At 58.5% G+C, this 22,353-nt stretch carries 18 protein-coding genes and 1 tRNA gene; 7 read left to right on the top strand and 12 right to left on the bottom strand.

Annotated elements, in window-relative coordinates; translation table 11 throughout:
- The first annotated feature begins 24 nt into the window (after window positions 1-24).
- Together GKO01_RS08540 and GKO01_RS08535 are read left to right on the top strand one after the other, a co-directional pair.
- Window positions 25-1,218: a glycosyltransferase family 4 protein gene (locus GKO01_RS08540; RefSeq protein WP_099286700.1), complete on the top strand. Its 1,194-nt coding sequence runs from the start codon at window positions 25-27 to the stop codon at window positions 1,216-1,218.
- Window positions 1,215-2,303 (top strand): glycosyltransferase family 4 protein, encoded by a 1,089-nt coding sequence (locus tag GKO01_RS08535; protein ID WP_099286699.1) that lies wholly within the window; start codon window positions 1,215-1,217, stop codon window positions 2,301-2,303. Before GKO01_RS08540 ends, GKO01_RS08535 begins: the two co-directional genes overlap by 4 nt.
- On the opposite strand, the gene GKO01_RS08530 is transcribed toward GKO01_RS08535, so the two are convergent.
- Window positions 2,300-3,481 (bottom strand): DEAD/DEAH box helicase, encoded by a 1,182-nt coding sequence (locus GKO01_RS08530; RefSeq protein WP_099286698.1) that lies wholly within the window; start codon window positions 3,479-3,481, stop codon window positions 2,300-2,302. The two genes, GKO01_RS08535 and GKO01_RS08530, sit on opposite strands and share 4 nt — an antisense overlap.
- 62 nt (window positions 3,482-3,543) lie before the next feature.
- Between GKO01_RS08530 and GKO01_RS08525 the strand changes: the two genes are divergently transcribed.
- The 3 genes from GKO01_RS08525 (at window position 3,544) to GKO01_RS08515 (ending at window position 6,547) form a co-directional block, all read left to right on the top strand.
- Window positions 3,544-4,476 (top strand): mitochondrial fission ELM1 family protein, encoded by a 933-nt coding sequence (locus tag GKO01_RS08525; protein ID WP_099286697.1) that lies wholly within the window; start codon window positions 3,544-3,546, stop codon window positions 4,474-4,476.
- A 13-nt stretch (window positions 4,477-4,489) separates the two neighbouring features.
- Entirely contained in the window at window positions 4,490-6,376 is a 1,887-nt protein-coding gene (locus GKO01_RS08520; protein ID WP_099286696.1) for a hypothetical protein, read from the top strand.
- Between the two features lie 96 nt (window positions 6,377-6,472).
- Window positions 6,473-6,547: transfer RNA gene (locus GKO01_RS08515), tRNA-Val, on the top strand.
- A 239-nt stretch (window positions 6,548-6,786) separates the two neighbouring features.
- On the opposite strand, the gene GKO01_RS08510 is transcribed toward GKO01_RS08515, so the two are convergent.
- The 6 genes from GKO01_RS08510 to GKO01_RS08485 all read right to left on the bottom strand — a co-directional run bounded on the left by GKO01_RS08510 (window position 6,787) and on the right by GKO01_RS08485 (window position 11,409).
- Complete coding sequence (locus GKO01_RS08510) at window positions 6,787-7,392, bottom strand: hypothetical protein (RefSeq protein ID WP_174694270.1); 606 nt, start codon at window positions 7,390-7,392, stop codon at window positions 6,787-6,789.
- Entirely contained in the window at window positions 7,389-8,138 is a 750-nt protein-coding gene (locus tag GKO01_RS08505; protein ID WP_099286695.1) for a C1 family peptidase, read from the bottom strand. The genes GKO01_RS08510 and GKO01_RS08505 overlap by 4 nt, the downstream gene beginning before the upstream one ends.
- Window positions 8,139-8,211: 73 nt before the next feature.
- Window positions 8,212-8,712, bottom strand: a complete 501-nt coding sequence (locus tag GKO01_RS08500; protein WP_099286694.1) for a hypothetical protein — start codon at window positions 8,710-8,712, stop codon at window positions 8,212-8,214.
- Between the two features lie 84 nt (window positions 8,713-8,796).
- The gene (locus GKO01_RS08495; RefSeq protein WP_099286693.1) at window positions 8,797-9,132 is read right to left on the bottom strand and encodes a hypothetical protein; all 336 of its coding nucleotides are present in this window, start codon (window positions 9,130-9,132) and stop codon (window positions 8,797-8,799) included.
- A gap of 64 nt (window positions 9,133-9,196) precedes the next feature.
- Window positions 9,197-10,906 (bottom strand): autotransporter outer membrane beta-barrel domain-containing protein, encoded by a 1,710-nt coding sequence (locus tag GKO01_RS08490; protein WP_099286692.1) that lies wholly within the window; start codon window positions 10,904-10,906, stop codon window positions 9,197-9,199.
- Window positions 10,906-11,409, bottom strand: coding sequence for a lysozyme (locus GKO01_RS08485; RefSeq protein ID WP_099286691.1), 504 nt, complete (start codon window positions 11,407-11,409; stop codon window positions 10,906-10,908). The genes GKO01_RS08490 and GKO01_RS08485 overlap by 1 nt, the downstream gene beginning before the upstream one ends.
- Window positions 11,410-11,694: 285 nt before the next feature.
- Between GKO01_RS08485 and GKO01_RS08480 the strand changes: the two genes are divergently transcribed.
- Window positions 11,695-12,366: a hypothetical protein gene (locus tag GKO01_RS08480; RefSeq protein ID WP_145994748.1), complete on the top strand. Its 672-nt coding sequence runs from the start codon at window positions 11,695-11,697 to the stop codon at window positions 12,364-12,366.
- Complete coding sequence (locus tag GKO01_RS08475; RefSeq protein WP_145994747.1) at window positions 12,359-13,414, top strand: hypothetical protein; 1,056 nt, start codon at window positions 12,359-12,361, stop codon at window positions 13,412-13,414. Before GKO01_RS08480 ends, GKO01_RS08475 begins: the two co-directional genes overlap by 8 nt.
- A gap of 352 nt (window positions 13,415-13,766) precedes the next feature.
- Here the strand turns inward: GKO01_RS08475 and GKO01_RS08470 are convergent, their stop codons facing one another.
- The 5 genes from GKO01_RS08470 to GKO01_RS08450 all read right to left on the bottom strand — a co-directional run bounded on the left by GKO01_RS08470 (window position 13,767) and on the right by GKO01_RS08450 (window position 22,353).
- Entirely contained in the window at window positions 13,767-14,096 is a 330-nt protein-coding gene (locus GKO01_RS08470) for a hypothetical protein (RefSeq protein ID WP_099286688.1), read from the bottom strand.
- A 67-nt stretch (window positions 14,097-14,163) separates the two neighbouring features.
- Window positions 14,164-15,246 carry a hypothetical protein gene (locus tag GKO01_RS08465; protein WP_145994746.1) on the bottom strand — a complete coding sequence of 361 codons (1,083 nt, stop codon included), beginning with the start codon at window positions 15,244-15,246 and terminating at the stop codon, window positions 14,164-14,166.
- A complete protein-coding gene (locus tag GKO01_RS08460; protein WP_099286686.1) occupies window positions 15,243-15,998 on the bottom strand; it encodes a hypothetical protein in 756 nt (251 codons plus the stop codon). The genes GKO01_RS08465 and GKO01_RS08460 overlap by 4 nt, the downstream gene beginning before the upstream one ends.
- A 6-nt stretch (window positions 15,999-16,004) precedes the next feature.
- Window positions 16,005-17,681 (bottom strand): hypothetical protein, encoded by a 1,677-nt coding sequence (locus tag GKO01_RS08455; RefSeq protein ID WP_099286685.1) that lies wholly within the window; start codon window positions 17,679-17,681, stop codon window positions 16,005-16,007.
- 1 nt (window position 17,682) lies between these two features.
- A complete protein-coding gene (locus GKO01_RS08450) occupies window positions 17,683-22,353 on the bottom strand; it encodes a phage tail length tape measure family protein (protein ID WP_099286684.1) in 4,671 nt (1,556 codons plus the stop codon).

The following is a 22,353-nucleotide window of genomic DNA, read 5'->3' as shown; positions in this document are numbered from 1 at the left end:
GGACAGACGCCCCATGAACGGACGATGAAACAGTCTCTCTCCATTTTTCACAAAGTATGGCAGCGCTTCCCTGCGGACGCCCGACGACGCTTTTTCGTCTGGGCTACCGCTCTGGCCGTGCCTCCAGTCAGACCGCGGAAACCTGTTGCGGCACACGGGATGATCGTTGCTGGCGAATTCAGTCGCAGCTCCGGGCTGGGCGAAGGCGCGCGGCTGATGGTCCGGGCGCTGCGGGAGATGGGGATTCCCTGCGCAACATGGGATATTGACCGTCGCGTCCTCGAAGGAGACAGGACGGGACCGGGAGCGCCGCTGGTGATGCATGTGAATGCTCCAATGCTGCCTTATGCCCAGTTCTTCATGCCACGCGCACTGCGGACAGGACGCCGGATTGTCGGATACTGGGCGTGGGAACTCCCGGTCGTCCCGGAAATATGGCGCATCGCCCGGCGGCATGTGCATGAAATCTGGGCGCCCTCACAGTTTACCGCTGGTGCCCTGCGCTCTCTTGGACGTCCGGTGCGGATTGTGGAACATCCAGTCGGACTTGCAGAAGAAAAATCTTCCGGACGGGATCGGACGTCTTTCGGGCTACCGGAGAATTGCGTCATTGTTCTTGTTTCGTTCAGCTTGTCGTCCAGTATGGTCCGCAAAAGCCCGATCGAGACAATCCACGCCTTCAGGAAAGCCTTTGGAGACCGCACGGACCGGCTTCTGCTCCTGAAAATTGGTCATACCGCGCATTACCCCGAAGATCTGGCGACGATCCAGGCGGCCATCGGAGGAGCTCCCAATATCCGGATCGAAACCGGACAGCTTGATGGTGCCGACAGGCTCGCTCTGACGGAATGTGCGGATATCGTGCTGTCTCTGCATCGCAGCGAAGGCTTCGGACTTGTCGTGGCGGAAGCCATGGCGCTCGGGCGGTGCGTAATTGCAACGGACTGGTCCGCAACAGCCGAGTTTATGGACGAAACCTGTGGTCTGCCGGTTTCCTATACGCTCGTTCCTGCCCGTGATCCTCGCGGGATCTGGGACATGCCCGATACGCAGTGGGCACTGCCTGACATGGAAGCTGCCGTGCAGGCCCTTCGGACAGCGGCTGATGATCCGGATTTGCGAGCCCGTCTGGGCGCGCATGCTAGACACAGAATTGCGACACGCCTGAATGGTGCGACATTGCGCGAAGCCGCGCAGGCCGTTGGAGCGCGACCGTGAGCAGACGTTCCGAAGGCAGTTCGGCCAGACGCATTCTCGTCTGGCAGTGGGGACGGCGGGGCGCAGGGCCACGCATTGCAGTGGATCTGGCGGATGGCCTTAAAAGACTGCCAGAGACGGAGGTTCTGCTCTGCCTGTCAGAACGGGCCGAAATCCTACGAAGCAAAAATGCCCCGGAAGCCGTGGTCAAGGTCGCGACATACAGCTCGGTGCGCGGATTGCTAAAACGACTTCTGACGGCTCCCTGGCTTCGCAGGCAGCTTGCACGGGTCGTGCGGGATTTCCGCCCGGATGTCGCCATCTGTGCCATGCCGGGGCCACTGGACATGCTGATGACGCAGGTACTCCACAGAGCAGGCGTCTGGACCGTTGTTATCGTGCATGATGCACAGCCGCATCCGGGAGATGGATATCCGTTGCAGGCCCTGTTGCAGCGCCGGTTGATCCGGCACGCCGATCAGATCGTCACGTTCAGCCGTCATGTTGCCGACGGGCTGACGTCAGGGCCACATGCCGTGCTGTGTCCCGTAACGGCGCTTGCACATCCACCCTTTATCGGCGGGACTGGCACTGTGCCATTTGCCCATGGAGGTGCGCCCCGCATTCTCATGTTCGGACGCCTTCTGCCTTACAAGGGGCTGGATCTTCTAGCGGAGGCTCTGCCCCACGTCTGTCATGCCTTTGAATGCCGAGTTGTCGGACATGGCCCGCAAAGCCCCGAACTCCACAGGCTTGCGACGCTCGAAAATGTCAGCGTCGAGAACCGCTGGGTTGAGGAAGACGCTCTGCCCGCGCTTGTCGAATGGGCCGATATCGTGGTTCTGCCCTATCGTGAGGCGTCCCAGAGTGGCGTAGGAGCCATGGCGATTGCCAGCGGACGCTACGTGGTTGCAACGCGTGTGGGTGGTCTTGTCGAGCAGTTTGCCGACGATCCGCAGGCTGTACTGTGCGATCCGGACCCCGCAGCGATCGCACGGGCGCTGGAGACACTCCTTAAAGCACCTCCGCCCATACGACCCCGCGTTGATAATGCACAGGAATGGGAAAATCTGGCGAGGGACATTCTCGCCAACCGCAACGCTTAACGGTCCAGCGAGTCTTCCGTCGCGATCCGGACGCGGTAGCCGATATGTTTCTCGACATCGCGCAGAAAAGTCCGTTCATCAATATTGATCAGCGAAAACGCCACGCCTTTGCGTCCGGCACGGGCTGTCCGGCCGATACGATGGACATAAGCCTCCGGCGTTTCAGGCATATCCATGTTGATGACGAGATCCACGTCCGGGATATCGAGACCGCGCGAGGCGATGTCGGTCGTCACCAGAATGGGAACGCGCCCCTGACGGAACAGGTCAAGCGCCTTGTTGCGAGCACCCTGCGTGCGATCGCCATGCAGGGTCTCGATCCGCAAATTGTGTCGACGCAGGATTTTTGCGAGCGCGTCCACTGTGTTCTTCGTCCGCGCAAAGACGATGCTCCGGCCTTCGAAATGCTTCAGCAGACGAGCCACGGTTTCGGGCTTGTCGTCTTTTTCCACGAAGATCGCCCGCTGGCGGATATTTTTAGGCGTGAAAGACTCCGCCGCGATTTCCACACGAACAGGATCGCGCGTCACCCGCTTGGCCAGATCCATCACAGGCTCAGGCAATGTCGCCGAGCAGAAAACGGTCTGAGGAGGGTGGTCCGGGAAATAAGGCGTGAGAGCCGTCATGCTAGCCGAAAAATCTTCGTCCAGCAGGCGGTCAGCTTCGTCCAGAACGAGATAGGTCAGATGTTCCAGAACAAGATCGGCCTGCATAACCAGATCCAGAAGACGGCCATGCGTGGCAACGATGATATCCACGCCATCGCTGACAGACTGGACCTGCTGCTCACGGGAAGTTCCACCGCATACAACGCGTGTTTTCAGGGAAAGCCTGCGCCCAAGCTGCCGACATACGGCGGCGGTCTGGGCGGCGAGTTCGCGTGTCGGCTCAAGAATAAGCGCGCGAGGGCCGGGCGCCGGGCCCGCTTCTTCAAGCTTCTGGAGCATGGGCAGCACGAAAGCCGCCGTCTTGCCACTGCCGGTCTGGGAACCGACCAGAACGTCCTTGCCTTCAAGCAGGGGAGGAATGGCCTGTGCCTGAATCAGGCTTGGGCGTTTGTGTCCGGCCTGAGCGAGAGTTGCCAGCAGGGGCGCAATCAGCCCAAGCTCCTCAAATCCGGGAGCAGGAGCGGCTGGGGTTGTATTCGAGGAGGCAGGGGGCGTCTGGGACGTTGTCATATGCGCTTCTTGCCAAATTTCTCGCCGTTCGGGAAACACCTTCTTTTTTGCGGAGTTCCGTCATGAAAGCCATCATCATCGCGGAGGACTTCGCTGGCATGCGCGCGCAGGGTGCGGGACTGGCCGAAAAGGCTGGTCTGGAATGGGATTTCCGACCGGTCCGCATCCAGCCGTTCTGGTCGCGCTTTCCTGCACGGTACTGGCCGTTTCCCTTAAAACGGGTCGATCCGATCAGGATTCCCGAAGACACACGCCTCATCATCTGCATCGGAGGGACCGGAGGCGTTGTCGGAAGAGCCGTTGCAAGGCGCGAAGGGCTGCCCGTCGTACAGATCCAGAACCCACGCATGCCGGTCCGGAAGTTCGATCTGGTGATTGCCAATACGCATGATGGCATCACTGGGCCGAACGTCTTGATCTCGCGCAATGCGCTTCATCCCGTAACGCAGCAGAAGCTCGATCTGGCGCGTGCCCAGTGGGAAGAGCGGCTGAAACGGGATGACCGTCCGCTTCTGTCTGTTCTGATAGGGGGCGCCAACGGCCGTTTCACACTGGGTGCGGCCGAAGCGGAGCGGATAGCGGAAGGGATCATCGCTTTTACCATGCGCAACACCATGCAGGCCGTCCTTACCCCATCGCGCCGAACTGATCCGGCAGCCGTGGATATTTTTCGCAAACGGCTGGAGCCGCACGACATCGCGGTTCTAACGGGGAGCGGCGGCGACAATCCCTATATGGGGATGCTGGCCTGTGCTGACGTCATTGCCGTGACAACCGACAGCGTTTCCATGATGTCCGAAGCTGTGGCGACATCAGCGCCCGTTCTGGTTTTTCCGTTGCCCGGGCGTTCAAAACGGATTTCACGTTTTGTGAAAACCCTCGAAGACGCCGGGCGCGTGAAAATGTTCGATCCGGAACAAACCCCGTGGGACGTGACCCCGCTTGACGATACCCCCCTCGTGGCGAGAGAAATGCGCCGACATCTGAAGCTCTGAAAGGGCCCCCTGTATGCTCGATATCCGCACCTTTGGTTCGCAGGGTGGCAATATTCTGTACAAGGCACTGGCACATCCGCTGGCCGCTGAAGCTCTCGTTCGCATGGAAGCCGAATTCTCGGGCCGGACACTGGCATTCTATGATCCGGATGATGCCGCCCGCACACTGGCTGCTCTCTATCCGGGTCTGAAACCGGCGCATGTCTATGTTCATGATACCGAACAGGTCGGAAAACCGGACGGGTTTGGCGGTACCCTACGGGCACTGGTAGATCTTCCCACGACGGAAGCGGATGTCATTTTCGCGCTGTCATTTGAAGATGCGAAAATGCGAACGCGCCTGAAGAGACTTCTGAACGGACGTGAACTCCAGACCCTCGCACCAGCCCGTTTGCCGGATGATATGCTCGTCAAGGGGCGTCCCTATCTGGACAAGCTGAACTTCGCGACCAATTTTGCCTTTTTTCGCGAAACGGAGCGCTTTTCCTGCCGGATCGTGACGGCCAACTACTGGTCCAGCTATGCCGCCGAAAACCTGCGTTACTGGATGCGGCTTTATGACGAAACCGGCAAGATTCTGGCGCAGTGGGAACAGCCGGTGACGGAAGCAGGTGCGGGAATTACGGTCGATAGCGCTGAAGTGCGGAGGCGGTTTGATCTGCTTGAGTTTACGGGACAGCTTTTCATTCACGTTCTGGGCGCACGCGGTCATGACGTCGTGAAATATGCGCTCGATAGCTGGGGCAAGAACGGCGATCCGAGCCTGTCCGTCACGCACGACGCCAATTCGTGGCCTTCGGTCCGTTATGCGACCCTTCCGGCACCGGAACCTGACGAGACGCTGATCGTGTGGGTCCAGAACAGTCACGCGACGACAATCCCGGCTGGCGCGATTACCTTCAACCGTATGGGAGAAGACGCCCCACGCGCGCTCGATCGCTCCGTAAAGCCGTTTGAAACGGTCGCTGTAAATGTCGGCGCACTTTTTCCTGACCTGCACTGGCCCGCACAGCTTGAACTACGTTCCGGCCGACATCTGGTCCGTCCGCGCTATGAAATCACCCAACGTGGTCGAACCCGCATTGCGCATCTGAACGTGGAGCGGGACAACCTGCGCCCAGATCCCGCCATCCGTCAGTTCCCACCGTCGCTGGGCCGTGGCTTCCTGCTGCCGTTTCCGATTCTCGATCCACAGCGTTTCGAGACTTTTCTTCAACCCAATCCGATGTCCGAAGCACTGGAAACGCTGCCTGTCAGACTGGATCTGTTTGATGAATCCGGCGAAAAAACCGGCTCGCATTTTCTGGGAAACCTTCCTCGCAATCATGACACGGCCGTTGCTCTGCACGACCTGACGGACCGCCCCGGCCATGCGGATCTGGTCTATGATTTCCGCGATGGTGGCGAGGCGGATGGATGGCTGCACGCCATGATGCGATACCGCCACCGTGAGAGCGACCATGCCGCCGAAACCAGCTTCGGGGCCCATATCTTCAATACGCTCATGACATGGCGTTCGGAGCCACAATCCTATTCTGGGCCGCCGCCGGGCCTGACAACACGGCTGTTCCTGAAACTGGGTCAGAAAACTGCTCGGGACACACTCCGCAGCTTCTGTTGCCTGATCCATCCGGCTTCCGTTGAAGGAACTGATACCTCCGAAACAGTCCTGCTGCTTCACGCAGCAAATGGTGCGTTGCTGGCCCAGACGACAATCAGGATCGCTCCCAATGGCTCTTTCATAGTGCGGCCACAGGAGTTGTTTGAAGCGTCGCATCTCGATCACGCAGGGGAGGGAGGCTACGTCCTCATCCGTGATCTGACATGCCGTCTTTTCGGCTATCACGGACTGGAAAACGGGGAGGGAGCTTTCTCCCTCGACCATATGTTCGGTTTCTGAGCGCCCGAAAAGGGAAGCCGGAGCGGACAAACCGGCTTCCTGAGAAAAAGATCTTGTCAGAAAAACAACATCTTGCTAGAAGCCCGTCCAACGGATGGGCGCGTAGCTCAGCGGTAGAGCACTGCCTTCACACGGCAGGGGTCACAGGTTCAATCCCTGTCGCGCCCACCATCTTAAATGGCGGATTTCAGCCATTTCATCCATCACAAAATCAATAAGATTAAGCTCGTTTTAGTACGAACTAAAATTCGGATATTCGAGTCGCGGCACCCCAATCCGTGCCAAATCCGTGCCATGAAATTCCGAGTCGACGAAGAGTGAGTTCCGATCTTCTGAACTCTTGGGAAACCGTCAAAAGTTTGATCTCATTTGAGTAAACACGCCTGCACCTGACCCCGCAGGCCCCGAGTTTACGTAGCACGGCGTATCCCAACGAAAGAATGACCTAATCCGGTCGGGCAGGAAGCGGCATATTTTCTGATCAGAGATCCAATATGCGCTGCCAGCGCCATCCGATCGGCCTCGATCCGTGCTGCCACAGCCTGTCGCACCTGATCATTCTGCACCAAGAGCGCTCCGGCATAACCGACTTCCCGTCCAGCCTCGGCATCAGCCAATGCAGAGAGCGGCACGAACTGGACAGGAACACTCATCGTCTGTGCTTTCGTTCGGCTGGCATCGGCTTGAAGCCCGAAGACGGGCAGGGCGGATGACGCCGAGACGGAGAACGACCCTGACTGGCTGAATGTCCCGGACAGATCCATTGTGACCGGCCCGGCAATCATCGCTACAACCGGATCTGACGTGTGCTGCGCGCATTGGAGTGCTCGGACGTTGGCATCGAACCGGGCAGCCTGATCTGCTGTCCAGTGCTGCACGCCCGAGACACTGACGACACCAGCTTTCGTCAGATCTGCCTGAACACCAGCAATGGCCTGACTGATGGTGACGGGCGCGACCGATCCGGCCGAGCAGGCCGCGAGGGCCAGAAGCGCGCAGAGTGCGAGGATCCTCATGCCGCCCTCACTTCTGCCAGCAGCGCCTCGAAATCCTCCCCGGTCGGCGCCGTGCCGGGAATGCCCAGCCAGTTCTCCCGTGACAGCAGGCCGTAAGCCTCATCCGCGATCCGCACGAACGTGCCCCACGGCATGAAAGTCCGCGTGCCCCAGGTGTTGAAGAACACGCCTTCTGGATTGTAGCCGACAAGCGCGATGGCATGGCCTCCACGGGGCGTATGGTCACTGATCGCCTCCCAGTCCCAGGTCTCGCCCAGACCCAGATCGAGGAAGCCTTGCGACACCTGCACACCCGCCAGCACGCCGCCGAGATAGGCAATGGCACGACGGATGCCCACGACGTCAGTCGGCGCAATCGATCCATAGGCGGTCAGGTAATCGCGGGTCTGTCCCGGTCGCAGCAGTCCGTTACGGCGCCAGGCGTTGAGTTCGTCCAGCAGGATGGTGCCCGGATCGTACCCGGTTTCGGCATTAAAGCCCGTCAGCGCCGCATAGTTGGCCAGCACGGTTTCGGTCGAGAGCATGACCAGAGACTGCGCAGCTTTGGTCCAGGTCGCCACCAGCGCGGCGTGAGCGGCGAAAGCGCAGCAGCCGAAGCGGTCATTGCCCCACATCTGATAAGGCACGTTCTGCGACCAGTCGCGCGCGTCAGGCACGGCCGGCAGGCGCACGGCCAGCACCCGGCCGAGGCGATAGGTGCGCGGATCGTGTTTCGGGGCGCGCTTGCCCAGTCTTCTGTCCTGCATAAGATCTCCGGAAACAAAAAAAGAGGGGAGCGGCCAAAAGCCGCTCCCCCTGATGCTGGTCAGGATCGAAAGATCAGACGCCCTGATAGATCCGGGCGCGGATCAGCTCCGGCGACTGGAGAGGTGCGGCATAGGGCGCGGCCGTGACACCAGCCAGCGCCTCGACCAGCGGAATCATCGCCTGGACGGTCTGCATGTAGGTCGCAGCCGAGGGCGAATAGACCTTCACGATCGGCGTTGCGATCGCCAGCAGAGTTTCGAGATCCGTGCCGAGTGACTTGGCCCAGTCTTTGCCGGTCGCGACCGCAATCGAGCCATTGGAGTTGGCCGCCACCTGCGCTGTCACGCTGCGGATCTGCGCGATCAGGTTGTCGAACTTGGCCTTGTCGGAGGCGGAGAGATGGCTTTCCAGTTCGGGAATGCCCTCGATCGCCTGGACCGCATAAGCGATGGCCGTAGCGTCATTATTGAGTGCGGTTGTGTTGAAGCTGGCCATGTTGGCGGTCGTGGTGCAGGCCGCCGTGGAGCCGAGAAGAAGGGCACCGAGGCTGAGAGCGAGGAAGCGATTGCGCATGATGTCTCCAGACATAAAAAAACCGCCTCAGAGGGCGGCGGAAGAAAGAGCGGTCTGACAGGCGGGGGGCCTGCCTCCTTCGGGTCAGGCGGTCGGTTTGGGAGGCGCGCCCGCCTTGGGATGGGTGGAAGCCGGATCGAGCCCCAGCTTTGCCGCCTCGATCGTGCGGCTGGCCTCGGCCGGGATCATCAGCGCCTTGGCATCGGGCTGATAGGCGTTGGTGTTCCAGCCCTTCGACTGTGCCAGGCTGGAAACGACCTTGTAGAGCAGCGCCAGCCTGCTACCCGAGGCGGGCGGCTTCCAGAAGCGCATGGCCAGAGCGGCCGCCGCGATCAGGAAGGTCAGGATCGAGACGATGTCGCTCGCATACCGCGCAGGCAGGTACGGCAGGACCGTCTGGCACAGGGTGGTCCAGTCCATGGGCGTTCTCCAGATATGAAAAAACCGCCCGGAGGCGGTTAATTTAAGGGGGATGTTCTTCCGTTTACTGAAGGGCGGGTCCGAGTGTCATCGGATACCAGTGCCCATTTTCGTAAACGACCGGCACGTGATCGTCACTGTCGTTTACGATAGTGCCTTCAACTGGTGAAGAAATACCGAGAATTTGAGTTTTAGTGAGTCTTTGGATATTCAGAACTCCGTTAATACTGATTCTCGAAGCTGTGAGAGCCAGATTCCCTTGGCCGTTATTTCCTGATCGACCATCTCCACCGCTCGAAGCGATCTGTGCATCATATGTATTGGAAGATCCGCTAGTATGAAAGTTTAGTGCGCTGCTCTGCGCTGTAGTTGTGGAGCCTATTTCTACGTCAGTCGTGTCTGCGGAACTTGTAGAAGTATTGTAAACCTGAAACACACTCGTCGCTGCGGTGATGTGCGCTGGGGCAATTGCAGTAATGCTACCTGCACCTAAGCCACCAGAGAAGTACAAACGCTCATCGTAATCGTTGGAAATGCCAGAAGTATGCTCGTCAATAACGAGATCTTTCATTGTTTTTTGTGAGCCAATTTCAAAGTCTGTCGTAGTGGTTTTATCAACATTAAAGTAGAAGCTATTATTGCTATCGAAAAACAGAGCGCCGGCACCACCGCCTCCAGATATGGATGCGGTAAATTTTGGGTCTCCGGTAATGGTCGCGGTTGGTGTTGTAGTCCAGAACATGCCCTGTGTAGTTGGTAAATTGGGTGTGGATGACCCGATATCTGCCAGCATTATGGCTGAATTCCAGAATTTAGCGTTAGAGAAGTCAATACCTGCATAATGACCATTTAATGCCTTCAAGGTCGTAGGAGCCGCTGTGTTGTCAAGGAATACGGTATCCCGAATGGAGTTCGCTTCAGCAGCAAAGCCATCCGCCCATAGAGGAGCATGCGTGCCAGTACCACTCATGGTGGCATAGTATGCAGCACCGCCTGTAGTGCCAGAAGCATTGATACCTGTTGCCCAAAAGCCGGTCATTGATGAACAACCGTTTGCAGCTCCCACATCGACATCTAACGGAACTGAGCAACCAGTTATCGATCGGTTCATATCCAATTCAATACCAGATTCAAACGCTGCATTCTGAGCTTGATTCATCACGATGTTAAATGCCCAGAGCGGCTGTGTAGTGCTGTAATTTATGGTTCCAATGAACTGACCAACTGAAGCACCTACTGCGTTATCCAGCTGAACTACGTTTATATTACTTCCGACAGGTCCACTTGTTGTATTAAAGATTGATCCATCGTTTAGTAACGTTGTACATGCGCCACTTCGCCCATTAGGCCCTGTTATTCCAGGACAAGTGACCGTATTGGTCGGTAATCGCATCTGGTTTTCGAGGGATTGATACGACTTTCCAGAGACAGCAGCAAAATTTGAGAAGGTGTTGGCGATCAGGTTTTTATCATGATCCAAGCCTGCTACCCCGTTAGGCCGATTGATTGAACTAACGTCAACTTTCTTTCCTAGCCACGCTGCAACTGAATTGTCGTTTCCCGCCGACTGTACAAGATCCCTGACGTTTCCCGTCTGGGTGGCAGATTTCCAGGACGGCATGCTTTGACCAAAAGCCGACGGAGCAGTCAGAAACGCCAGAGCAAGCGTCAGATGTAATAGTCGCATTTTCATGACTCCGGCCATGCCGAGCTGAGGGAAGGGCTGCCGTCTATCGATGGCGGACTTTTGGGTCGGTGTAAAATTCCGGGCCATCAGACGGTCCTGTCCTTCGGTGTTGGGGGAGGAATGAGGCCCAGAAAGAGCGCGCGCTCACGGGCGCGGCGGCTCTTCAGGCCGGGCAGTTCGACCAGATGTCCGTGCACGGTGGTCCTGTCCCAGCGCAGCAGCTCGTCGGCCGCGCCAGCATAGTCACCGGCATTCAGCTTGCGCAGCAGGGTTGAGCTTTCGACGGCGGCGGTTCCGACATTGTATTGCCAGGACAGCAGGGCTACGCGCTGGACGTCTGACAGCGCCACCCGGACCAGGCGGGACAGTGCCACATCGAGCGCCGTTACGGTCTGGAGTAGAAGGCTGCCTGCGTCTGCCTGATCGATGGGGACGGTCCGGTCCGTGACGGGCTGTCCATTGGCCAGCCAACGGCTGCCATACCCGATTGTCCAGTATCCTGCGGGGCAGACATAGGGCTTCGACCGGAATCCTTCGAACCCGGGCAGCCGCAGCAGCGCTGTGGCCAACACGATGGCAGTGTTATTCATGGGGATTTTCCATAAAAAAGCCGCCCGGTTGGGGCGGCTTTGGCAGGGGGAGCTTCAGACAGGATGGCGGCTTTCGCCTCATCCCGGTCGCTCTGGCCGTGATATTGATTTCCGCATAGCGGACATAATCTGACTTAAAGACATGTGGTTGAATCGGGTTATCAGATAATTAGCAGCGGTGAGGCATTTTCGTCTATTATTTGAGTTTCATGCTATGGAAAAAATTAGTCTCATCGTAGCTATTTATGTAGTCTCTTAGACTCCGAGGCAGGAGAAAATACATTGTTGTCAAAGACTTTGGAAGCGCTCGTTAAGGCAGTTAAGGAGCACTATGAGGAGCAGGACCCAAAGCCGTTGCTGCTGTCCAGATTTGGGCAGAGCAACAAAGAATTGCTCGCTCAATTGAAGTCAGATTACGGTTCCTTGGCTGCCGCTGTTCGGGCCGCAGGAGAAGAAAATCTTCGTTTTGTTGATACAACAATTGGTCGCGAAACCATAGCGCCGACGGGAATTGCAGGCAGCGTCGGACTAGAAATCAAACAAGAGAGCGCCAGCCAACATCAGGCTGCAAACTTTTTCGATGGTTTGCCTAGCTCAGTGAAACTCGCATTCTGTATACGAACCGAAGCCGCCGAGCATGTTGCACTCGATATAGTCCGACCATTCCGCTACTCTAAAGTCACAGTGCCAGATCTTATTCGCCCAACCCAGCGCATTATCCCTAACTCGTTGCGCCGACCCGGCCTCCCGCTCCGTAATGCTTCAGTTCAGGAGCGTGCCATACTTTGGGGATTATTTCTCACTTGGACGCAAGAGATTGGCATTGATATAGAAACGTTTCGCAATGGCGAAACCAGTAACGCGCTTGCCCGGCTAATCGCCGCTCAATCCCCTGATATCATGTCGGGATTAATTATTCCTGCCGACATTGCTCAGATTTTGCTCAAGCATGCCTAAGAATATGGGAAAGAGAAATAAATCGACTCAGCCAGGTCGATCCCAGAATCGTGGCTCGCCTGGTCCGTCTCCTTTGCTTGTAATTGCGGGCCTTCCTGAGACCACAGCCCAAGCTGCTGCAGCGACGATTGACAACGACGATACTATTAAGTGGCGAGCGATTGCAGTTCCTTTCTCGAATGGAAACGATCGTATTTACGCAAAAGACCGTGCCATTCTCGACCTCGGAATACAGGTTTGCAGTTTTGCTATGAAGGCCCGGCCAGGCGCCGACAAAGTTCCAACTCCGAGCCGGATCGTGGTTGCCTATGTCCCGGCCCCTCAATCCGAGCGCTTGTGGCATGTATTCGGTCATGCAGTGTGGCCGCTCCGCCTTGAGCATCCTGACTGGTCTTGGCCGAAAGGTATGCATTGGCGTCACAACATCGAAACAGTAACCCAGCTGTTGCGGCATGCGATCGACACAGCGGATGCTGAGCCTGCCCGGGATCTGCGCCTACGACTTGAAGCTCGGCGGACGGATGACGTTTTGCTGCTCCCTGGCCGAAACTTTCACTTGGATGGGCAAGAACAGTTGATCGGACGCTTTCGCGCATTCATGGAAAATCAACTTGGGATTGCTCAGATCGAAGAAGGTATCATCATTGAAAAATTTTGTTACGAACGTTTGAAAGCGTTTTACAAGCGTGTGGGAGGGCGTGGGAAAAGCTTCGCGATTGATGCACGTGGTATTGTGTTTGCCAAAAGTAACGTTGGTCAGGACGGCGGCGTTCACGAGATTGAATACGAAGCAACTATCAAAGCCTGCGCTGAGCCGGACGAGACGCTAGAGGTCCGCTCCATGTTGCTTAACCACACGCTAGAGAGTCGCTATAGGTTTGGCACCCCCCTAACACCGGCGGGTTTTCAGCATGATGCACAATTCGAGGATGGAAGGCTGTTTGACCGTCAAGTGTTTTCATGCAGAACAAAAGGCAATATCAACATTAGTGGTGACCATACTAATATCTTCCCCAGCGATGTCGTAACAGGAAATATTGTAAAATAAAAAAGTAAAGGGCGGCCTTTACTGGCCGCCCTTTACATATGCTGCGTTACCTTCGTTTTCCATCGATAAGTTGGTGGTACCAACTTTAAGATCACCAAAGTCCCAAAACTCAAAGTTTTAGTTACCCGGTTTCCACAGATCAAATGACCATCGATAATATGACTTACAAGCCACTGAGCGTTCCACCGCGTGTACGGCTAAGGCCCGAATTAGGATAACGCAAAAACTGTAGCTGTCTTTAATCAGCTTAGGTGTATGATAGTCATTAATGTGCGCATATGCAAGCGCCTTGTCCGCTTTCTCAACATCTTACTCTTATAACCGACATTCGGCTTACCCCCCATTCCTGACCTTACTTCCCAATCGAGACCACTAGATGCACGACCCCGGATCCAAGAATTGAAGTCAGCAGGGTGATGGCAGCCGTGACGACAGAGCGGGCACCGAACAGGCGGTCCAGCTTCGTGTTGATCTGCTTGTTCGCCGTTTCCATCTTCGTTTCCAGACTGGCGATCTGGTTGCGGAGAGAGGCGATTTCCGTGCGGACTTCACTTCGCAGAGTGTCGTGCTTGTCGTTCAGGCCGTCCGCGTAGGTTTCGAGCTTGAGGGTCCGATCCTGAAGGGTGCGGATTTCGGCCCGCAGGCTGGACAGAGTGTCTTCGGTGGCTTGGGAAACAGGCATCGTTTTTCCATAAAAAAAGCCACCCTGAAGGCGGCAGACAGAAGAATTCAGAAGAGCAGGGGGACGCTTATTTCGGACCCTTGGCGATGTAGGTGATATCCGTCGTCCCGCCATTGTTGATGTGGAGCGAGAAGCCATTCTTGTCTGGTGCATAGGCGTGGCAGTTCACGTCACCATTCCCGAAATTCTGGGCCATGACCCTCGGCGTATCCGAAAACGGCACAGCAAAGGTCACACGGCCGCCTGAAGAAACGCCTGTCGCGACGTCCATGACGATTTTCTGTCCCGGATCCGTGGGCAGGTCTTCCGTGAAGACAAAGTCGTGGCCGTTCCAATTAATGGAAGACGTGCTGACAGCGAAAAAAGCATTGATGCCGGCATAGAGAACGAAATTTCCGTCCCCCTGAAAGGAGGCCTTGTTCGGCCCGTATGAGACACTCAGAACCGTGGCTTGCCCGTTATTGGCATCGAGCTTGGTGCTGTTCGCAGTGTTCGCAGCTGCCAACGCAGCGTTCCCTGTGCCCTGGGCAGAATTTGCTGCCGACAGCGCCGTATTCACCTGAACCGTGGTCGCATAATTATCAGAAACCCAACCTTTGAGCGCAAAGGTTCCGATATCTGTCTGATCCACACCCAGGCCAAGACCGGATCCGTCATTGCGCCAGCCTACGTAGATTGCATTGCCGCCGAAATTACTGAAACTCCAGCCCTGTTTGACGAACCAGCCCTTCGCATCTGCCGCCCTGACAGCCTGATTGCTGTTCCAGTCCGAGACCTGCGGGACCAGAAGCTCGGAGAGCACGGTCAGCGATTTGAGGCTCACAGCTCCGTTTTCATCCAGCTGAACCAGGAACTCGGCCGGGATCTCGTTATAGACCTGCACACCTCCGGAGAAGCGCATCAGGTCCGTGCCATTCTGCGTGTTGCCGATCACCCGGCTGCGGGCCAGCGTGCAGGGATTGCCGATCGTCAGCGTTCCCACGCCCCATTCCGCCTGCGTTCCGTCATCCGCGAAATAGAAGATCCGGCCGCCATCCGGAAACGCCTGGGAAAATGCCCTCCGATCTGCGACCGCGCCGTTCAGCACGAAACTGCTGACGCCCGGACTGCTGGCAGTCTCCAGAACAAAATTGGCCAGCATGGTCATCACAATCGCTCCGTCAGGGTAAAGGTCCAGCTCCGCCGATCGGCAGAGCCGTAAGGGTTGCCAATGTCGCCGCCACTCAGGCGACCGAAGAGGGTTTCTTCCTGCGCCGCAGCCCCTGGGTCCGGAAGGAAGAGAATATTCTCCCCAGATGCCGCGACCCGCTGGATCTGCCGCAGGATCGCGGTCTCCGCCGCGCCATAAGACTGATGCGCGATCGAGGCCTTTCTCTGGATCCAGCGCATCTGCGGAAACTCTGCGCCAGACAGCGCCGTCACTTCATCGACCCCGAAATTGAAGCCTGAGCTGCTGTCGGTGGAGAAATTGCGGACTGGCTGCCAGAGCGGCCCGACATAGGCCAGGGGGATCGAGAGATACCCATCTGGATTGTCTGGATCCGCGATCGTGATCGCTACGACGTCACATTGCAGCTCGGCAGGCAGGACGAAGACAGCCTGACCCGCCACGGCCGTCATGGGCTGGGTCGTATCGTGCAGGACGTTGCCTACATTGCTGACGACGATCCGCCAGTTGGCCTGCGCCGTCAGGTTGGTGCGATGCACCGAGATAACCCGAACGCCCCCGCGCTGCGACAGCGCCACTGTCAGGCTGGCTGTCGTGACATCAGCTCGCCAGGCATAGGCCGGATTACCCTGCGGGGAGGTCAGGTTTGTGACAGGCAGCGCGGCTGCGGCGCTGTCGGCCGACAGGACGGCGGAGAGCACGGCGTTCTGATAGCCAAGTCCACAGTTTTCCATGAAGTCTCACATAATATCCGGCCCGAAATCACCGTCGTCCATGTCTTGCGGGACGGTCCACAGGGTCAGGATCTGAAGGGTTGCCGTCGCGTCGCCGCCGCGGACATGCTCCGCGACAATCACGCCCAGGCAGCCATTGGACAGCCCAGGAACGGGCGCCTGAATCCAGACGGTATCGCCAAGGTCGACCTGCCAGCTCAGGTCCACAGGAATCGTGATGGCCCAGAGGGTCCGATAAGCCCCCCAGAGCTGCCCATGTGAATTCGCAACACTCTGAGCATCTTCTGATGACGCCAAGGCTGTGACGATCGGCGTGGGATCATTCGGTACTCGCCAGCGCATCCGAAGGCTTGCATCCGACCAGACGGCATTGCGATCGGCCATGGCGATGAAGGCTTGCCGGTCAGCCGGGGCTTGCGGATGCAGACCCGAGCCCGCCGTCTGGACTGTGAAATTATGCTGCCAGCCCATGCGCCAGCGCCATGTCGGAGGACTGAGCGAAGCATCGAGGGAGACAGGCTCGATTTCGGTGATGACGTTCGTATCAAGCGTTAGGGTCGATGCGGCCAGGTCATCCACTGATTCCAGAAGGATAGGCCGTAAGGTGCCCGACCGTGTCGGAACGATCGAGATTGCCAGCCCGGAAAGCAGTGTGCGGACCACGTCCTGCCCTGTGACTGTTTCTGTTCCATCCCAGAACCACCCCGCTCGCCAAGGAGCCAGGGGGCTTTGCGCGGGCCATTGCGCGTCGATGTAGGTTTCCGGGAGAATAAAATCCTCCAGAAGCATCATGCGCAGGATGTCTAGGACGTTCTGCGGCGCGGCTCCGGAAGGGAACGATCCGACCGCGTCCACGGTAATGCCGTAGACGGGCCGTGTGCCCAGCCGGATCCATGTTCCGTTACCGCCCCTCTGGATCTGATAGGTGCCAGGGGCAGGGGACTGGGCATAGAGATCCGCGACCAGGCCACTGAAGGCGATGCCCCCCGCAAAGCCGCCCTCATAGAGCGCGGAGATCTCGGCCGGCGCGTCACTGACCTGATAGACATAATTCACGGCATCGATCAGGACGGGCGTGATGTTGCAGGCCGTGCCCCGCAGAGTCGGCATGACGCGGCCGGAGACGTTGGCATCCCCGTCCAGACGACCTGTTCCACCATAGATCCGGCCCGTCATGGTCACATCGAGCCAGGACAGTGCTCCGAGCAGGGGAACGGTCAGGGTCCGTCGCCCCGCCTGCCAGAGCGTTCCCAGACCCGCAAAGACCGGTTGAAGATCCGCACGCTTTGGATCCCGCCAGATCCCCCGGTCCCGATCGAGCGTCTTGCGCCCGCTCAGGATCCGCACCGGCAGATGGTCGTTCGTGCGGCTGGCGACGAGCGCATCAAGAGAGCCGTCATTGATCAGCGTGACCGATCCGAATGACGACGTGCCCCCTAGCGCGTCCGAAGTCAGGGAAATGCCGCGGTCCAGATCAAACGCCTGGGTGACGATCGGGACATAGGGGACGTGGTTTTCATCAACGTAACCCATGTCGGAGAAGCGCAGGGTCTCGACCGTCTCCAGCGACCCCGCGTTCCGCCGCAGCGTTCCGCGTGGCCGACTGCCATGGGCTGGAAGGTCATCGACCTGGACAGCCAGGGTATCGACCAGGTCGATCTCGACTGCCCGGATCACTGTCATGTCATGCTGCCTTTCCAGTGGTGGATTTCATGCTCTGCATGCGGGTCTCACTCAGTTGCTTCGTGGCCAGCTCGACCAGCTGCGCCAGCGTCGTGTTGAGCGTGTCGGTGGACGTCTTCAGCGCCTCTTTCATGACGGAGGCCGTCAGATCATCCGTGCCGATGCTGCCCAGACTCTGGAGCGCCTGCATGACACGGGCATAGTCCTGGGCGTAGGCCGTGCCCGACCCGTTGAAGGTCTTGCTCTGGGCCAGCAGGGTCTGCATGTCGCCCTGCATCGCCTGAAGCGCCGTGAAGCTGCCGCCCTGGGCAGCCGTCAGATCGGTCGTGAAGTTGTCATTCGCGACCTTGTACTGATCGGCGGCCGACAGCGGAGAGGCATCCGACGTGGCCAGACCCGCACCATAGGTTTCCAGGCTCGACATAACGCTTTCAGCGCTTTGTAGCGCCTGATCATTGTACTGCTGCTGGATCTTCAGACGCTCCGCCGACAGCGTCTTTTCGAGGTCGGCCGACTGGCTGATATATTCCTGCTGGGACGTGTAGGCGTCCCCGAGGAAGTTCTTCCAGTTGTCCGCCAGCTGCTGCCTCTGCTGATCCGCGCTGAGGTCGAAGTTCGTCAGCGCCGCCCCTTCATCATTGCCCGTCGCCGTCTGGTACCGCGCCTGAACCGACAGATCGCTCTGCCGCAGCGTGTCCAGCTGTGAGGCAAAGCCCTGGTCATAAAGCGACTGGTACTTCGCATTCAGCTGGGTGCCGTCCAGTCCGTACTGATTGGCCTGCGAGGCTGCTGCCTCATAGGTCTGTTTCAGTGCGGCCATCTGACCCACCCAGGACTGCTGCCCAGAGACCGTGGCCTTGAGCAGCCCTGGCATCGTCGTGTCGACGAAGGTCGTGATGGTGGAGATCTGGGTCTGAAGATCAGAGGTCGACAGCGACTTGCCATCGAGCGCCGTATCCAGAGCGGTTTTCAGATCGCCGGTGGCTTTCGTGAAGCTGCCGACCGTGACCGTGCCGTCCGAATTGAACTTCGAGACGGCCACGCCCAGCTGGTCGACCGTGTCGGCCATGGTTTTCAGGTTGGCGATCGCCGTTGCATAATCCGAGACGGATGTTGCATCGCTTGGCAGCCCCTGTTGCAGAGCCTGCTGGAACGTGGCGTCCGACGTGCTGTAGGTCGCCTGTTTCAGAAGATCCGTGAGCGAGACGGACTGAAGCGACTTGTCCTTGTTGTTCTTGTCATCGCGGACCGTTCCCAGCAGTCCGCCATCGCCGCCGCCGATCGTGACCCCATCCGTGGACAGAACCTTGTTGAACGACGCGATGTCGGATTTGAGCTGCTCCGTGATCTGATCGGTCTGGGCCTGATTCCATGTCTTGCCAAGCGAGAGCGAGCCTCCCGTCGTCATGACCTGGTCGATCGTGTACGGGTTTTTCTTGTGTCCGAAGAGGCCCCCCAGAAGCCCGCCCAGACCGCCGCCAATCAGACCGCCCAGCATGGTGCCAACCACCGGGATGAACGATCCGGCCGCAGCGCCAGCGGCCGCTCCAACGCCGCTGCCGATCATGCCATTGGTCTTTGTCCCACCGCCGATTCCGGACAGGGCCGACCCGATCCCGAAACCCCCGCCGATCCCGCCCAGGAGGTTGCCCACCGTGGCCGTGCCGAACAGGTTGGTCTTGAGACCAGAAGACAGCCAGGACGTGGAGCCACCAGATCCGCCCGTTGCTGTCAGAGGATTCCATCCCCAACCACCGGAATCCTGACTGATCGCAGCCGCGCCATCACTGATCGAAGGCGATGAGGCTCCCGACAGAATGGACGAGACATCCCCCAGCGTTGTCCGGCTTCTGCCATCGATCGCACTCAGGAGCGGATTGATCAGCGCCAACTTGGCAATCACGGAGATCAGCTGGCTTTCCACACCCTGCATGGCGGACTTGAACGTCACCCCGCCATTCGAGGCGTTGACCAAAGCCTGCGTGAAGCTGCTCGACAACGTGTCGGCCGCCGAGGAGATATCGTTGGTCAGTTCGTTCAGCGTGTCCTGTTGCTTCTGATAGGCGTTCGTGGCCGTCTGGATCGCCGCGACGTTCTCCAGATCGGTCTGCGAGGCCTTGGACGTCAGATCTGCACCGTTCTCCAGAAGCGCATTGCGCTCTTTCAGGACGGCCATCTGGACCGAGACAGCATCGGAATCCTGTCCGATCGCAGTGGCTTCGGCTTTGATCGTCTCCAGATCAAGGCTCTGGCCATACGCCTTGCGGGCGGTCGTAATGTCCACCTGCGCCTCGGCCTGCCGCTTGAGCGCGTCCGTGAGAACTGCCGTCTGTCGGGCCTGTTCCTGCGTACCCGCGATCGAGGTGGCCTGAACCGTGTCTGAGGCTTCCACGGAGCGCAGATAATCGTCCAGGCTGCCCTTGGAGGCATCATAGGACGACAGCAGCGTATTCTGGGCTGATGTCTTGCGGTCCATCGCATCGATCGCGCTGTTGAACTGGCCCGTCAGGACCTGCTGCTCGTTTGATTCCGCCTTCAGGAGTTGGGCTGCCGTTGCATGGGACTGACCCATCTTGCGGGCTGCTTCCTCGACCTGCTGGTCGACCTGCACCATGGCCTTCTGCGCAGCCGTGCCCGCCCAGGCCGCATCCGTTAACTGCTGCTGCTGATGCGCCAGTTCCTGCATCGGATCTCGCAGATCGTTCAGCGCGCCCTTATGCGTCATCAGACGCTGCGTCAGATCCTGTGTTCGGGCCGCATAATCGGCATCCGACACAGCACCGGCCTTATGCAGCGTATCCAGCGCCTCCTGAGCCGAGGTCAGCTGCTTAATGGCATTGGTCTGATCCGTCACCTGAGACGCCGTCGAACCATCCGAAGTCTTCAGAGCGTCATCGACCTTGCCCTGCATGGTGGCGAGCGTTGTCGCACCATACATCTGGCCGCCTGTAACTTTCTGGGCATAGTCCTGCACGGACTGCGGGACCGTGGTGTTCCCCTGAAGGTATTTGTCGACGTTCCCTTCGCCCCAGTTATAGGCCATGGCGACCAGCTGCTCATTGCCGCTGTATTTGGAATATAGCCGCACCAGCAGGCGCTCTGCCGCAGTGACGTTTCCGGTCGGATCCGTCAGATCGTTGCCGGCAGCGTTTGCCGGCATGACCTGCATGCCGCCAATCGCACCGGCCGAGGACGTCACGACCGCGCCATTGCGGTCATACTGCCCTGTCGAGCTTTCGACCGGCTGGATCCGGTGTGCCAGGGAAATGACTTCGGAATTCGCGCCGATTTGCTGCCCGACCGTATCAATCAGCCCCGACATGCCAGAGCTGCTGCCCTGCTGGGCCTGCCGCTGCCGGGTTTCATAGGCGACATGCTCTGGCTGGAAACTGTCCATCCAGCCCTTGAGTTCTTTGACCTTGTTGATCAGGTTCGTCAGGCCGTCGATCGTTTTGGCGGTCTGCGCGACCAGGAAGTCCCCGATCTTGTTGCCAAAGTTCTCGACGCCTTCCATCGGGCCGGCCCAGGCATCCTTGAGATTGCGGACCGACTGCTGAAACGGCGTCAGACCCTGATCGACAGCGCCGCGCGTGGCGGATTCCAGCTGGCCCATAAGCAGCTGCCAGGCCTGCATCCGGTTGCCGCTGTCCTGAAGATCCTTGACCTGGCTGACCAGTCCCTGATGCACGCCCAGAAGACCCTTGTCGGCGAAGTCCTGTGCGGCCTTGGCGGGGTCGGCATAAGCGCTCGCCATGTCCTTGGCAGCTTCCGGCACGGTCTCGCCCATGACTTCGGCCAGATCCCGTGCTTCCTGCGTCAGGGACGTCAGGCTGGAACTGTCGATCGTCGGTATGGCTGCAAAGGTCGTGGTGACGCTGCGGCTGTCATCGAGCGACAGGCCGCTGCCGGCGGAAAGCTGACGCGCCGCACCTTCAGCCGCGCTGGCCATGGACGTGTAGTCATCACGAGTGGCCCGTAGATGCTGCGACAGTGTGGCAAGCTGTTCCTGTTCGGCTTCGGCAGCAGACCCAAGTTTGTAAACGGAGACCGCTGCCGCCCCAGCTGCGAGCGCCACACCGGCAGGCCCGACCATCCAGCCTGCGACGGTTTCAAGAGCACTGCCAAAACCGCCCATGATCTGGACCATGTTCGGCACCTGATAAAAGGCGGCCTGAAACGCAGATCCGCCCGCCATGACCTGGTCAAAGAACTTGTGCGCTTCATCCGCCAGAATACCCATCTGCTGGCTGGAAAGACGTGCGGTCTCTGTCGTCTCGGCCACAGCGACTGTGACGCCTTTTGACGCCTGCACAGCCGCTTCATGGGCCTGCGTCAGCTTCTGGACCTTGGCGGCCTGCGCATCGATCGTGCGTGCTGCCTCTGCCTGTGTAATCTCACCACGGCGCACACTGTCAGACACGGCTTGCGCGACCTCGGTCAGCTTGTTCTGGGCGCTCTGTAGGGCATTGGTCGACTTCGTGACCGCATCAAGGCTGTTGCGAAATCCGACACCGCTTTTGGTGCTGCGCTGAATCTTTGCGTCTGTGACCTCGACGCTATCGGCAACCTTATCCAGGCCATCCGCGACCGCATCGAGCGCTGCTGCATCCGCCTGAGCTGGCGATGCGATCTGGCTACGGTACGAAACTTCAATCTCTTCAACCGTTGCCAT

The sequence above is a fragment of the Gluconobacter kondonii genome (assembly GCF_002723995.1).
GTDB classification, from domain to species: domain Bacteria; phylum Pseudomonadota; class Alphaproteobacteria; order Acetobacterales; family Acetobacteraceae; genus Gluconobacter; species Gluconobacter kondonii.
The sequence above is the reverse complement of the archived record's forward strand: the minus strand, read 5'-3'. Positions and strand labels throughout refer to the sequence as shown.

Excerpts from the sequence above, each read along its gene's own strand:
- GKO01_RS08540 (WP_099286700.1), top strand. The coding sequence starts at position 25 with ATGAAACAGTCTCTCTCCATTTTTCACAAAGTATGGCAGCGCTTCCCT.
- GKO01_RS08530 (WP_099286698.1), bottom strand. The coding sequence starts at position 3,481 with ATGACAACGTCCCAGACGCCCCCTGCCTCCTCGAATACAACCCCAGCC.
- GKO01_RS08525 (WP_099286697.1), top strand. The coding sequence starts at position 3,544 with ATGAAAGCCATCATCATCGCGGAGGACTTCGCTGGCATGCGCGCGCAG.
- GKO01_RS08520 (WP_099286696.1), top strand. The coding sequence starts at position 4,490 with ATGCTCGATATCCGCACCTTTGGTTCGCAGGGTGGCAATATTCTGTAC.
- GKO01_RS08510 (WP_174694270.1), bottom strand. The coding sequence starts at position 7,392 with ATGAGGATCCTCGCACTCTGCGCGCTTCTGGCCCTCGCGGCCTGCTCG.
- GKO01_RS08505 (WP_099286695.1), bottom strand. The coding sequence starts at position 8,138 with ATGCAGGACAGAAGACTGGGCAAGCGCGCCCCGAAACACGATCCGCGC.
- GKO01_RS08500 (WP_099286694.1), bottom strand. The coding sequence starts at position 8,712 with ATGCGCAATCGCTTCCTCGCTCTCAGCCTCGGTGCCCTTCTTCTCGGC.
- GKO01_RS08495 (WP_099286693.1), bottom strand. The coding sequence starts at position 9,132 with ATGGACTGGACCACCCTGTGCCAGACGGTCCTGCCGTACCTGCCTGCG.
- GKO01_RS08490 (WP_099286692.1), bottom strand. The coding sequence starts at position 10,906 with ATGGCCCGGAATTTTACACCGACCCAAAAGTCCGCCATCGATAGACGG.
- GKO01_RS08485 (WP_099286691.1), bottom strand. The coding sequence starts at position 11,409 with ATGAATAACACTGCCATCGTGTTGGCCACAGCGCTGCTGCGGCTGCCC.
- GKO01_RS08475 (WP_145994747.1), top strand. The coding sequence starts at position 12,359 with ATGCCTAAGAATATGGGAAAGAGAAATAAATCGACTCAGCCAGGTCGA.
- GKO01_RS08470 (WP_099286688.1), bottom strand. The coding sequence starts at position 14,096 with ATGCCTGTTTCCCAAGCCACCGAAGACACTCTGTCCAGCCTGCGGGCC.
- GKO01_RS08460 (WP_099286686.1), bottom strand. The coding sequence starts at position 15,998 with ATGGAAAACTGTGGACTTGGCTATCAGAACGCCGTGCTCTCCGCCGTC.
- GKO01_RS08455 (WP_099286685.1), bottom strand. The coding sequence starts at position 17,681 with ATGACAGTGATCCGGGCAGTCGAGATCGACCTGGTCGATACCCTGGCT.
- GKO01_RS08450 (WP_099286684.1), bottom strand. The coding sequence starts at position 22,353 with ATGGCAACGGTTGAAGAGATTGAAGTTTCGTACCGTAGCCAGATCGCA.